The 12,507-nt window shown below is 70.0% G+C and carries 10 protein-coding genes; 2 read left to right on the forward strand and 8 right to left on the reverse strand.

Features of this window, described 5'->3' with window-relative positions; genetic code table 11:
* From ABZX22_RS17780 to ABZX22_RS17800, 5 genes are read right to left on the reverse strand one after another with little or no spacing between them, the layout of a single operon-like run.
* Nucleotides 1-1,473, reverse strand: a complete 1,473-nt coding sequence (locus tag ABZX22_RS17780; protein WP_354909952.1) for a sugar ABC transporter ATP-binding protein — start codon at nucleotides 1,471-1,473, stop codon at nucleotides 1-3.
* On the reverse strand, nucleotides 1,473-2,516 hold the full coding sequence (locus ABZX22_RS17785; protein WP_354909954.1) for a sugar ABC transporter substrate-binding protein: 1,044 nt from the start codon (nucleotides 2,514-2,516) through the stop codon (nucleotides 1,473-1,475). Before ABZX22_RS17785 ends, ABZX22_RS17780 begins: the two co-directional genes overlap by 1 nt.
* A complete protein-coding gene (locus ABZX22_RS17790) occupies nucleotides 2,513-3,283 on the reverse strand; it encodes an SDR family oxidoreductase (RefSeq protein WP_354909956.1) in 771 nt (256 codons plus the stop codon). Before ABZX22_RS17790 ends, ABZX22_RS17785 begins: the two co-directional genes overlap by 4 nt.
* Nucleotides 3,280-4,569, reverse strand: a complete 1,290-nt coding sequence (locus ABZX22_RS17795) for an L-fuconate dehydratase (protein WP_354909959.1) — start codon at nucleotides 4,567-4,569, stop codon at nucleotides 3,280-3,282. The genes ABZX22_RS17790 and ABZX22_RS17795 overlap by 4 nt, the downstream gene beginning before the upstream one ends.
* On the reverse strand, nucleotides 4,566-5,411 hold the full coding sequence (locus ABZX22_RS17800) for a fumarylacetoacetate hydrolase family protein (RefSeq protein WP_354909961.1): 846 nt from the start codon (nucleotides 5,409-5,411) through the stop codon (nucleotides 4,566-4,568). Before ABZX22_RS17800 ends, ABZX22_RS17795 begins: the two co-directional genes overlap by 4 nt.
* 271 nt (nucleotides 5,412-5,682) lie before the next feature.
* Here ABZX22_RS17800 and ABZX22_RS17805 point away from each other — a divergent pair, with 271 nt between their 5' ends.
* Nucleotides 5,683-8,934 carry a glycoside hydrolase N-terminal domain-containing protein gene (locus ABZX22_RS17805; RefSeq protein ID WP_354909964.1) on the forward strand — a complete coding sequence of 1,084 codons (3,252 nt, stop codon included), beginning with the start codon at nucleotides 5,683-5,685 and terminating at the stop codon, nucleotides 8,932-8,934.
* Between the two features lie 74 nt (nucleotides 8,935-9,008).
* On the opposite strand, the gene ABZX22_RS17810 is transcribed toward ABZX22_RS17805, so the two are convergent.
* From ABZX22_RS17810 to ABZX22_RS17820, 3 genes are all read right to left on the reverse strand, one after another.
* The gene (locus ABZX22_RS17810) at nucleotides 9,009-9,734 is read right to left on the reverse strand and encodes a hypothetical protein (RefSeq protein ID WP_354909966.1); all 726 of its coding nucleotides are present in this window, start codon (nucleotides 9,732-9,734) and stop codon (nucleotides 9,009-9,011) included.
* Nucleotides 9,731-10,069 carry a PadR family transcriptional regulator gene (locus tag ABZX22_RS17815; protein ID WP_354909969.1) on the reverse strand — a complete coding sequence of 113 codons (339 nt, stop codon included), beginning with the start codon at nucleotides 10,067-10,069 and terminating at the stop codon, nucleotides 9,731-9,733. The genes ABZX22_RS17810 and ABZX22_RS17815 overlap by 4 nt, the downstream gene beginning before the upstream one ends.
* A gap of 202 nt (nucleotides 10,070-10,271) precedes the next feature.
* On the reverse strand, nucleotides 10,272-10,988 hold the full coding sequence (locus ABZX22_RS17820) for a CPBP family intramembrane glutamic endopeptidase (protein ID WP_354909971.1): 717 nt from the start codon (nucleotides 10,986-10,988) through the stop codon (nucleotides 10,272-10,274).
* Between the two features lie 167 nt (nucleotides 10,989-11,155).
* Here ABZX22_RS17820 and ABZX22_RS17825 point away from each other — a divergent pair, with 167 nt between their 5' ends.
* Entirely contained in the window at nucleotides 11,156-12,352 is a 1,197-nt protein-coding gene (locus ABZX22_RS17825; RefSeq protein ID WP_354909974.1) for a cytochrome P450, read from the forward strand.
* Nucleotides 12,353-12,507: the final 155 nt, after the last annotated feature.

The following is a 12,507-nucleotide window of genomic DNA, read 5'->3' on the forward strand; positions in this document are numbered from 1 at the left end:
TCACTGTTCGATACCTTCCATCACGGCCACGAGCTCGTGGTCACTCCACCCACGTGGCACGTCCTTCACGACCCTGCCGTGGAACATCACCAGCACCCTGTCGCAGACGCGCAGGTCGTCCAGCTCGTCGGAGACCAGCACGGCTCCGGCTCCCCGGTCCACGGCGTCCTCGACCGCGCCGAGCAGCGACTGCTTGGCCTTCACGTCGACGCCCGCCGTCGGGTTGATCACCACGACCGCCCGGGGGTCGTCGGCCAGCGCCCTGGCGAGCACCACCTTCTGCGCGTTGCCGCCCGACAGGTCGCCGACCGGCTGGTCGGGCCCCTCGGTCTTGATGTCGAGATCCTCGATCATCCGTACGGCACGCGCCCGCCTGGCCGCGGGCGAGACGAAGCCGAACCTGCCCAGCTTGTGGGCGATGGGGAGGGTGGCGTTCTCCCCGATCGACAGCAGCGGGACGAAACCCTCGTGGTGCCGGTCCTGGGGCACGAACCCGAGACCCGCCCTGAGCGCGGACGGCACGTCCTTGATCGGGGTGCCGTTGACGCTCACCACGCCCGAGTCGGCCCTGCGCAGCCCCACCAGCGTCTCGGCCAGGCCGATCTTGCCGCTGCTGCCCGAGCCGGCGAGGCCGACGATCTCGCCCGAGCGGACCTCCAGGTCGACGTCGCTGTAGCGGCCGTTGAGCGACAGGTTCCGCGCCGCGATCACCACGTCCGTGCCGGGCGTGCGGGAACGGTACTCGTAGGCGCCGGTGGCCTCGCCCGTCATGGCCGCGACCAGCTCGTCGTGCGGCAGGTCGGCGACCGCGCTGGTCAGGACGTGCCTGGCGTCGCGGAAGACCGAGACGCTCTGGCAGATCTCGTACACCTCGTCCAGGTGATGCGAGATGAACATCATGGTGACGCCCTGCTCGCGCAGCGAGCGCATGCGCTCGAAGAGCCGCTCGATGGCGGGCCCGTCGAGCTGGGCGGTCGGCTCGTCGAGGATGATGAACGTCGCGCCGAACGACAGCGCGCGGGCGATCTCCACGAGCTGGCGCCGCTCGACGCCGAGGTCGCCGGCGAGCATGTCGGCGTCGACGTCGACCTGGTAGGTGTCCAGCACCTCGCGGGCGCGGGCGCGCAGGTCCTTCCACCTGATCATCCCGCCGGTGGTCTGCCGGTTGAGGAAGAGGTTCTCGGCGACCGTCAGCTCGGGGATGATCGTCGACTTCTGGTAGACGCAGGCGACCCGCTGCCGCCAGGCGTCCCTGTCGGCGAGAGCGGGCGCCGCCTGTCCGGAGAACAGCACCTCGCCCTCGTCTGGGCGCTGGAGCCCGGTCAGGATCGACACCAGCGTGGACTTGCCCGCGCCGTTCCTGCCGACAAGGGCGTGGGTCTCGCCCTCTGCGATGGAGATGCCGGCTCCGTTCAGCGCGACGGTCGGGCCGAAGCGCTTCACGATGTTCCGGGCTTCAACGTGAATGTTCATTACTTGACCTGGTTGCCCCAGAGGTTCGGGTCGTCGACATTCTCCTTGGTCACGAGCGGAGCGGGAAGCTGGTCCTCGAGACCGTTGGGCAGCTGGATGATGGTCGAGTCGTGGTCGGTCGGGCCCGGCTTGAACGTCTTGCCCTCGGCGGCGGCCTTGGCGTAGAACAGCGCGTACTTGGCGTAGAGGTCGGCGGGCTGGGAGACCGTGGCGTCGATCTCGCCCTTGCGGATCGCCTCGAACTCCTGCGGGATGCCGTCGTTCGACACCACGAAGACGTGCTTGGGATCCTCGGGCGCGACCAGCAGGTTCTTGGCCTTCAGCACCTGCAGCGTGGGCGCCAGGTGGACGCCTCCGGCGTGCATGTAGATGCCCTTGACGTCCGGGTTCTGCTCCAGGCGGGTCTGCAGCATGGAGGCGGCCTTGCCGCCGTCCCACTCGGTGGGCTCCTCGAAGACGGTGATCCCGGGGAACTTGGTCTTCATGCACTCGCGGAACGCCTCGGCGCGGTCACGGCCGTTGACCGACGACAGCGCGCCCATCAGCTCGACGACCTTGCCCTTGCCGCCCAGCTTCTCGCCGAGGAACTCGCAGGCCTTGGTGCCGTACGCGCGGTTGTCGGCGCGGACGACCATGAAGACCTTGCCCTTGTCGGGTCGGGTGTCCACGGTCACGACCGGGATGTTCTTGTTCTCCAGCTGCTGGAGCGTGGAGGCGATGGCGCCGGTGTCCTGCGGGGCCATGACCATGACCTTGGCGCCCTGGCTGACCAGCGCCTGGGTGTTGGCGACCAGCTTGGCCACGTCGTTCTGGGAGTTGGTCGGGTTCATCAGGTCGACCTTGAGCTCGGCCGCCATCTTCGGGACGTACTTGATGTAGGAGTTCCAGAAGTCGGAGTCGGCCCGTGGGTGGTCGATACCGATCTTTCCGCCGGTGCCGCCGCCCTGGGCGGCGCTCGGACTGGCGCCGCTCCCGGTGGAGCTGCCGCACGCGGTGATGAGAGCCAGGAGGGCCGCGCTCGCGACCACGGGGCCGAACTTCATGATGCCGCCTCTTCTTGGGGGGTGTGTTGCTCGTTGCTCGGGCGTAGGCGGAGACCCTGCATGCCGCCGTCCACGGCGAGCGAGGTGCCGGTGGTCGCGCCCGCTTCCGGGCCGGCCAGGTAGGCGATGGCCGCGGCCACCTCCTGCGCGGAGACCAGGCGGCCCATCGGCTGGCGGGCGTTGAGCGCGGCCCGCTCGGCCTCCGGGTCGACGGCGGCGTCCAGCAGCCTGCCGACCCACGGGGTGTCGGCGGTGCCGGGGTTGACGCAGTTGACCCGAATGCCCTCCCGCACGTGGTCGGCGGCCATCGCCAGCGTCAGCGACAGCACGGCGCCCTTGGTCGCGCTGTAGAGCGCCCGGTCGGGCAGCCCCGCGGTGGCCGCGATGGAGCAGGTGTTCACGATCGAGGCGTGGTCCGACCGCCTCAGGTACGGCAGCGCCGCCCGCGACACCCGCACGATGCCGAGCACGTTGACGTCGAACACCCGCTGCCACTCGGCGTCCGGGTTGTCCTCGATCGTGCCCTGCGCGCCGATGCCCGCGTTGTTCACCAGGACGTCGAGCCCGCCCATCCGCTCGGCGGCCTCCGCGACAGCCGTACGGACCTGGTCGTCGTCGGTGATGTCGGCCTTGACGGCGATGAACGGATCACCCGGCGGGTTGAGGTCCAGGCAGGCCACCTGCCAGCCGCGGGCGGCGAACGCCTCGGCGGTGGCGAGCCCGATGCCGGATCCGCCGCCCGTCACGAGAGCTCTGATGTCTGTCACTGGTTCCTCCAGACCTCACCGTCGGGAAAGGAGTGGGCGGCGATGGACGCGCGGCGCATCTCGGAGCTGAAGCCGGGGCGGCGCGGCGCGGCGTAACGGCCGTGCTCGATCACGACCGGGTCCTCGAAGTGCTCGTGCAGGTGGTCGACGTACTCGATGACCCGTCCCTCCATCGTCCCGGTGACCGCCACGTAGTCGAACATGGACAGGTGCTGAACCAGCTCGCACAGCCCGACGCCGCCCGCGTGCGGGCAGACGGGCACGCCGAACCTGGCGGCCAGCAGCAGGATCGCGATGTTCTCGTTGACGCCGCCGACCCTGGCGGAGTCGAGCTGGAGGTAGGACATCGAGCCCGCCTGCAGCATCTGCTTGAAGATCATGCGGTTCTGGACGTGCTCGCCGGTGGCCACCCTGATCGGGGCTACGGCCCTGGCGATGGTGGCGTGGCCGAGCACGTCGTCGGGGCTGGTGGGCTCCTCCACCCAGTGGGGGGCGAACTCGGCCAGCGCGTTGACCCAGCGGATGGCCGCGCCCACGTCCCACCGCTGGTTGGCGTCGATCGCGATGGGGAAGTCGGGGCCGCAGACCTCGCGGGCGACCTTGAAGCGGCGGATGTCGTCGTCGAGGTCGGCGCCGACCTTCAGCTTGATCTGCCGGAAGCCGTCGTCCAGGGCCTCCTTGCACAGGCGGCGCAGCTTGTCGTCGTCGTAGCCGAGCCAGCCGGGGGAGGTCGTGTAGGCGGGGTAGCCGTGCTCCTGGAGGTAGGCGATCCGCTCCGCCTTGCCGGCCGCGCCCCTGCGCAGGATCGCCAGCGCCTCGTCGCGGGTCAGCGCGTCGCTCAGGTAGCGGAAGTCGACCAGGTCGACGAGCTGCTCGGGGGTCATCTCGCCGAGCAGCAGCCACAGCGGCTTGCCCTCGCGTTTGGCCTTGAGGTCCCACAGGGCGTTGACCACGGCGGAGACCGCCATGTGCATGACGCCCTTCTCCGGGCCGAGCCAGCGCAGCTGGGAGTCCCAGACCATCGTCTTGTACAGGCCGCCGAGGTCCTCGGCGTCCCTGCCGATCACGTACGGCTCCAGCGCCCTGATGGCCGCGGTCTGCACGTCGTTGCCGCGGCCGATGGTGAACGCGAAGCCGTGCCCCTCGAAGCCGTCGTCGGTCTTCAGCACCACGTAGGCGGCCGAGTAGTCGGGATCGGGGTTCATCGCGTCGGAGCCGTCGAGCTCCCGCGAGGTCGGGAAGCGGATGTCGTGGGTCTCCATGCCCACGATCCGGTAGTCGCTCATGCCTGGCCCACCGTCTGGCGCTGCCGTCCGAGCCCGTCGATCTCCAGCTCGACGACGTCGCCCGCCCTGAGGTACGGCTGGCCGGGCAGGCCGAGCGCGACCCCGGCGGGCGTGCCGGTGTTGATGACGTCACCGGGCTCCAGCACCATGAACGCGCTCAGGTAGCGGACGATCTCGGCCACGTCGAAGATCATGTTCTTGCTGTTGCCGTTCTGGCGCAGCTCGCCGTTCACCCACAGCCGCATGCCGAGGTCCTGCGGGTCGGCCACCTCGTCGGCGGTGACCAGCCAGGGGCCGAGCGGGTTGAAGGTCTCGCACGACTTGCCCTTGTCCCACTGGCCGCCGCGCTCCAGCTGGAACTCGCGCTCGGAGACGTCGTTGGAGATCGCGTAACCGGCGATCGCGGCCAGCGCGTCCTCACGCGACTCCAGGTAGCGGCAGGTCCGCCCGATGACGACGGCGAGCTCGACCTCCCAGTCGGTCTTCACGCTGCGGCGGGGCACCAGGATCCCGTCGTCGGGGCCGACCACGGTGTTGGGCGCCTTCATGAACACCACGGGTTCGGCAGGCGGGGTGGCCCCGGTCTCGGCCGCGTGGTCGCTGTAGTTGAGGCCGATGCACACGATCTTGCCCGGCCTGGCGATCGGGGGGCCGACCCGCAGGCCCTCGGCGTCGATCACCGGCAGGTCGCCGCGCTCCAGCGCGGCCCGGACGCGCGCCACTCCCCCTGAGGCGAGGAAAGCCCCGTCGATTTCGGGCTCTCCGATGTCGTACAGGCTTCCACCCGCGTCCATCACCGCGGGCCGCTCCTGGCCGACCGGTCCAACTCGCAGCAGCTTCACACCGCATCCTTCAGCTATACATCGGATGTCTCGCCCTCAGATGCTCGAGGGTGGCCGCATGGCTGTCAAGCCCTCCATCGCAGATACATCCGATCCGTGACCTGGGTCGATGGAGATCTGTCCTTGTATGTGAAACGAAAAATCCAACTAAACATCGGATCGAAGCTCTTGTTACCCCCACGTTTCAAGTGTTAACAACGTGGCGCACATCCACCAGTCACCGGAGGAATCCGTGGCCCCTCGGCTTGCGTTAGTCATGCTGTCCGCCCTCATGATCGGAGTGTCGCCCGTGACCTCTCCGGTGAGCGCGGCCACCGCCCTCGACCCGCCCGACGACCTCACGCTCTGGTACGACAAGCCCGCCACCAGCTGGGAGACGCAGTCCCTGCCGATCGGCAACGGCGCGCTCGGCGCGACCGTGTTCGGCGGGGTGGCGACCGAGCAACTGCAGTTCAACGAGAAGACGCTGTGGACCGGCGGCCCCGGATCCAGGAGCGGCTACACCCACGGCAACTGGACCAGCCCCCGACCGGGCGCGATCGCCGAGGTACAGGCCCAGATCGACCACGACGGCAAGATGTCCCCGGACGACGTGGCCAGGAAACTCGGCCAGCCCAAGAGCGGCTTCGGCGCCTACCAGACCTTCGGCGACCTCTGGCTGGACACCGGGCACACCGCCGCCACCGGCTACCGCAGGGAACTGAGCCTGCGCGAAGCCGTCGCGAAGGTCGGCTACACCTCGGGCGGCGTCACCTACACCCGCGAGTACTTCGCCAGCCACCCGGGCAACGTGATCGTCGGCAGGCTGAGCGCCTCCGAGGCGGGCAAGGTCTCCTTCACGCTGCGCACCTCGTCACCGCGCGACGACAAGACCGTGAGCGTCAAGGACGGCCGCCTCACCGTCCGCGGCGCCCTGGCCGACAACGGCATGCGGTTCGAATCGCAGGTCCAGGTCGTCACCAGCGGCGGCAGCCGTACCGACGGGGCCGACCGGATCACGGTGACCGGCGCCGACAGCGCGATGTTCGTGCTGTCGGCCGGCACCGACTACGCCGGCACGTATCCCGCCTACCGCGGCGAGGACCCGCACGCCAAGGTCACCGCCGCCGTCGACCAGGCGGCGGCCCGCGGCTACGACGCGCTCAGGAGCGCGCACCTGGACGACCACCGCGGCCTGTTCGACAGGGTACGGCTCGACCTCGGGCAGCAGGCCCCGCGCATCCCGACCGACCAGCTGCTCAGGGCCTACACCGGTGGCGGATCCACCGACGACAGGGCGCTGGAGGCGATGTTCTTCGCCTACGGCCGCTACCTGCTGATCGCCTCCTCCAGGGAGGGCTCGCTGCCGGCGAACCTGCAAGGCGTGTGGAACAACTCCACCAGCCCGCCGTGGTCGGCCGACTACCACGTCAACATCAACCTGCAGATGAACTACTGGCTGGCCGAGCAGACCAACCTCGCCGAGACCACCAGGCCCTACGACGACTTCGTCAAGGCCATGGTCGCCCCCGGCCGGCGCACCGCCAGTGAGATGTTCGGCTCGCGGGGCTGGGTCGTCCACAACGAGACCAACCCGTTCGGCTACACCGGGGTCCACGACTGGGCGACCGCCTTCTGGTTCCCCGAGGCGGCCGCGTGGACCACCCAGCAGCTGTTCGACCACTACCGCTTCGGCGGCGACACCGCCTACCTGCGCTCGGTCTACCCGGCGATGCGCGAGGCCGCGCTGTTCTGGGTGGACAACCTCCACACCGACCCGCGCGACGGCAAGCTCGTCGTCTCCCCCAGCTACTCCCCCGAGCAGGGCGACTTCTCCGCCGGCGCGTCGATGTCCCAGCAGATCGTCCACGACCTGTTCACCAACGTGCTGGAGGCCGCCGCCGTCCTCGGAGAGGACGAACCGGAGGTACGGCAGGCGCTGGCCAAGCTCGACCCCGGCCTGCGCGTCGGCGGCTGGGGACAGCTCCAGGAGTGGAAGACCGACTGGGACGACCCCCGCAACACCCACCGGCACGTCTCCCACCTGTTCGCCCTGCACCCCGGGCGGCAGATCACCGCGGGCACCCCGATGGCCGAGGCGGCCAAGGTCTCGCTGACCGCGCGCGGCGACGGCGGCACCGGCTGGTCGAAGGCCTGGAAGATCAACTTCTGGGCGCGGCTGCTCGACGGCGACCACGCGTTCAAGATGCTCGGCGAGCAGCTGCGCGGCAGCACCCTGGACAACCTCTGGGACACGCACCCGCCGTTCCAGATCGACGGCAACTTCGGCGCCACCTCGGGCATGGCCGAGATGCTGCTCCAGTCGCAGTCCGGTGTGGTCCACGTGCTGCCCGCGCTGCCGTCCGCCTGGGCCACGGGCTCGGTCAAGGGGCTGCGAGCCCGCGGCAACGTGACCGTCGACGCCGCGTGGGACCGCGGCACCGCCACCGAGATCACCCTGCGCGCCGGATCCGCAGGACCGCTGAAGGTGCGCAACAAGGTGATCGCCGGCCGGTACCGCCTCGTCGACGCCGGAGGGAAGAAGGTCCCGCACACCCGCGACGGTGACACGATCACCTTCACCGCCAGGGCGGGGCAGACCTACACGATCGCCGGTCAGGTCGCGGTCGCGGTCAAGGCGCCCGCCGCGACAGGACCGCAGGCGAGCTTCCCGGTCGAGGTCACCGTGTCGGCCACCGGCGGGCGTGCCGTACCGGGAAGCGCGGTGACGCTGGCACTGCCGAAGGGATGGACCGCCACCCCGTCGTCCGCCGAACTGCCGGGCGTGCCCGGCGGCGGCAGCAGGACGGCGACGTTCGCCGTCACCTCGGGACCCGCCGACGGCTCGCGCACGGCGCGCATCGTCGCGACCGCCCGAGGAGACGCGTGGTCCGGCACCGGCGGTGCCGTGCTCGCCGTCGCTCCCTGCGCGGTGCCGTCCCCCGACAAGCCGCTCGTGGCATGGGACCCCGGCTCGGGCTCGACCGTCACCGACACCTCGGGCAACGGCAGGAACGCCACCGTGACCGGCAACGCCGCCTACGACGGCGACGGAGGGCTGGTGCTCGACGGGTCCACCTACCTGACGACCGCGCCGACGACGCTCGGGTTCCTGCCCGAGGCGTCGTTCGCGGCCCGCGTCAAGGCGGCCGGATCGGGATACCGGCGGCTGTTCGACTTCCAGCCCTCCGGCGACCCCGGCACCGACGGCGTCCTGATGGACCTGACGCCCGCCGGCAAGGTCCGTTTCATCGGAGCGGGCCTGAACGTGACCACCGACGCGACGGTGCCCGCGAACAAGTACGTCGACCTGGTCATCACCATGGGCAGGGACGGCACGATCACCGTGTACGTCGACGGCGCCCGTGCGGGCGGGGCCAAGGTACTCGCCGACGGGATCACCGGGTGCGCCACCCGGCCGCTGCGCTTCGCCGCCGACCAGGGCGGCGGACAGCGGCTCAGCGGGGCCGTCGACCGGATGGCGATCTTCGCGCGGACGTTGAGCGCGAGCGAGGTGCCGGACTGGCAGCGGCTCGCGTTCTGACACCTGGAACGGCACGCGGCCCTCTTCGGGGGGCCGCGTGCTCCCCTGAAGCCGCCGGCGGTCGGCCTGCGACGTCAGGGTTCGCGGCGGGACCTGTCATGGCGGCGGCCGGCCACCCAGAGGGCGACCAGACCGGCCAGCCCAGCGCCCGCGGCGCCGAGAAGCAAGCCCACCAGGAACCCCTCCCCCGCGCCCGACGCCGACGGCAGCAACGCCAGCGCCCCGGCCAGTGCCACCACCATGACCACGATCAGCGCGTAGAACCGCCTGCTGAAGAAGACGCCCTTCGCCGGAGCGCTCGGCGGCGAGTCGATCGCCGCGTCAGGACCCAGGCTGGCGGCCTTCGGACGCTTGAAGTACTCGTAGAACACCCACGTGCCGCACGGTTCCCAGCCGTCGGGTGCCAGCCGCTCGGCCAGCGCCTGCCTGCCCTTGCGGGTGCCGACCTCCCTGCGGTACTCCCACCGCTGGGGCTCGCGCGGATCGCGATGGCTGACGAACCAGCCGAGCGCGTCGACCTTGTCGACCTCCCAGCCCTGGTCACCGAACTCGTTCAGCCGCCGCTCGTCGACGAAGATGTCGGCGGTCCAGCGCCAGGTGTCGGCCTGGACGGCCGGCTCCGTCTCCGGCGTCATCTTGAGCTGCTCGGCGAACTCCTCCGCCGTGCCGAACTCCTCCTCCGGGTCGGCGCCGGTCTCGGCCAGGTAAGCGCTCAGATCGGCGACCGTGGCCCGCACGGTCTCCTCCGGAATCCCGCGTTCGCGCAGCCGTACGGCGAGCTCGTCGAAGTAGCGGCTCAATTGACGCCTCCCTGCTCCAGCACCGACCGCACGGACCGGTCGAACGCGAGCCACAGGCCGCCCTGCTCGGTGAGCGTCCGCCTGCCCTGCTCGGTGAGCCGGTAGTAGCGACGGCCGGGGCCCCGCTCGGTCACCCGGAACTCGGCGGCGACCAGGCCGGCCTCCTCCAGGCGGTTGAGGACGGGATAGAGGGTGCCGCCCTTGATCTGGCCCAGGCCTGATTCGGCGAGGCTCTTGGCGATCTCGTAGCCGTAGTTCTCGCCCTCGGTGAGGCTGGCGAGGACCAGGAGGTCGAGCACGCCCTTGAGCCAGCTCGCACGGCGATCAGCGGTCATGCGCCCCATCTTTCCACGGTAGTGATGCTATCTATCCCGCTCCACCACCTACACCACTCGCCCAGCAGCCCGCCTTCCCTCCTCACCGATCCCCACCCATCGAGACGGCCCGCCCCGATCTCCAATCACCCGAACGGCCGCCGCCTCACCACACGCCGACCCCACCTCACCGCCCGCAGGCCCACCCGGCGGCGGGAAGCGGTCAGGCGTGGGCGGTAGGGACGCCCGCCGTGCCGTTCCCCCTGCCCTCGGCGGTGGGGGCGAGCCGGGGCGTGATGAGGAGGGAGCGGACGTCGACCAGGATGTGCAGCACGATCGGCAGAAGCAGCGACCCGGTCGAGAAGTAGAGCATCGTGAGCGAGAACCCGGCGAGCGTCACCATCACCATGCCCCTCCAGCCCTGGTAGAGGTGCCCCACGACGAAGATCGCCAGCGCCAGGCCCGCCGCGACCGGCCGGGGAAGGTCGAGGAGCGACATGAAGCCCGAGATCAGCAGCCCTCGGTAGACGATCTCCTCGCAGACGCCTGCACTGATGGCCAGACCGAGCGCGAGCCAGCGCTCGCCCGCCGTCCTGGGGATGAGCGCCTCGAACGCGGCCTGCCCCGGCATCGTGATCTTCTTGAGCCGGATCACCAGGCCGGCGGCGAGGGTCACGATCGTCAGGCCGACGATCATCCCGAGCACCGTCGAGAGGTCCTCGGTCGCGAGCAGGCCGATGCCCGCCAGGTCCAGGTCGGAAGACAGCCCGACGATCGCCAGCGCCACGAGCGCGATCGCCCACAGCTCGCCGATCCAGATGAGGGACATCCGCGTGTACCGGCTCCGGTTCTCGCGCAGGGCCGCGTAGGTGCGGCGGCCGAGCAGGGGGCTGACGACGGCCAGGTGGATCACCAGGAGCGCGAACAGGACGACAGGCATGGGGAGCGACCTCCGACCATCGAGGAAGGTTCCGTAACGACTTAGACCGTAAAGCAAGCTAGTTAGGAATGCAATCTAGCTAGAAAAGCAGCTCTCCTTGACGGGCGTACAGGACCGTAATACAACACTTACGAGACCAAGCGCTTGATCAAGTGAGGAGCCGCCGCATGATCGAGCTCTACGACCCCGCCGTCTACGAGCGCGGCGTGCCGTACCGGGATCTGGCATGGCTGCGGGAGCACTCCCCCGTGCACTGGCACGCCGACCCGCAAAGCCCCGGATTCTGGGCGGTCACCAGGCACGCCGACGTGGTGCACGTCTCCCGGCACCCCGAACTGTTCTCCTCCTACGAGGGCCTGGCGATGAGCGGGGAGTACCCGGAGCCCGACAAGGAACTGCAACGGCTGCTGATGCTCAACCAGGACCCGCCCGAGCACTCCAAACGGCGTTCGCTGGTCAACAAGGGGTTCACCCCCCGCATGATCGGCAGGCTCGAACAGCACATCAGGGAGGTCTGCGACGACCTCCTCGACCGGTGCTCGGGCGAGGGCGACTTCGTCACCCAGGTCGCCGCGCCGCTCCCACTGCAGGTGATCTGCGAACTGCTCGGCGCGCCCGTCGAGGACAGGGACCTGCTGTTCGACCTGTCGAACCGGCTGATCGGGTGGGACGACCCCGAGTTCCAGACCACCTACGAGGACGGGCAGGCCGCGGGGAGCGAGCTGATGGCGTACGGCAACGCGCTGGCGGCCGAGCGCACCCACGACCCCCGCGACGACCTGATCACCAAGATGATCACTCCGGACGCCGACGGGGCGGTGCTGTCACCCGACGACGTCGGGATGTTCACGATCCTGCTGGCCGTGGCGGGCAACGAGACCACACGCAACGCGGCCTCGCTCGGGATGAAGGCGTTCTTCGACCACCCGGAGCAGTGGCGGCGGCTGCTGGCGCATCCCGAGCTGCTTCCCACCGCGGTCGAGGAGATCGTCCGGTGGGCCACGCCGGTCATGCAGTTCCGCCGGACCGCGACGGCCGACACCAGCATCGGCGGCCAACCGGTCAGCCGCGGCGACAAGATCGTGGTCTACTACAGCGCCGCAAACCGGGACCCGTCGGTGTTCGCGCGTCCCGAGGTGTTCGACATCGGCAGGGACCCGAACCCGCACCTCGGCTTCGGCGGCGGAGGGCCGCACTTCTGCCTCGGCGCGCACCTGGCCAGGATGGAGCTGCGCGTGCTGTTCGAGACCATCGCCCGCCGCCTGCCCGACATCGCCCTGGCGGGCGAGGTCCGCCGGCTGCGCTCCAACTTCATCAACGGCATCAAGGAGATGCGCGTGGACTTCGGCACCCGGCACCCGTGAGGACGACGACACGTGGCGGCCCGGCACCCGCCGTACAGGCGGGCCGACGAACCCTCGACACGCACGGTCCGGCACCCGCCGTACGTCGGGCCGACAAACCTTCGACACGCACGGTCCGGCACCCGCCATACAGGCGACCCAGCGAACCTTCGACG

The organism is Nonomuraea sp. NPDC003804 (assembly GCF_040610675.1).
GTDB lineage: Bacteria > Actinomycetota > Actinomycetes > Streptosporangiales > Streptosporangiaceae > Nonomuraea.

Bases quoted from the DNA above. Each gene is read 5' to 3' on its own strand.
- ABZX22_RS17780 (WP_354909952.1), bottom strand. From the start codon at position 1,473: ATGAACATTCACGTTGAAGCCCGGAACATCGTGAAGCGCTTCGGCCCG.
- ABZX22_RS17785 (WP_354909954.1), bottom strand. From the start codon at position 2,516: ATGAAGTTCGGCCCCGTGGTCGCGAGCGCGGCCCTCCTGGCTCTCATC.
- ABZX22_RS17795 (WP_354909959.1), bottom strand. From the start codon at position 4,569: ATGAGCGACTACCGGATCGTGGGCATGGAGACCCACGACATCCGCTTC.
- ABZX22_RS17805 (WP_354909964.1), top strand. From the start codon at position 5,683: ATGATCGGAGTGTCGCCCGTGACCTCTCCGGTGAGCGCGGCCACCGCC.
- ABZX22_RS17815 (WP_354909969.1), bottom strand. From the start codon at position 10,069: ATGACCGCTGATCGCCGTGCGAGCTGGCTCAAGGGCGTGCTCGACCTC.
- ABZX22_RS17820 (WP_354909971.1), bottom strand. From the start codon at position 10,988: ATGCCTGTCGTCCTGTTCGCGCTCCTGGTGATCCACCTGGCCGTCGTC.
- ABZX22_RS17825 (WP_354909974.1), top strand. From the start codon at position 11,156: ATGATCGAGCTCTACGACCCCGCCGTCTACGAGCGCGGCGTGCCGTAC.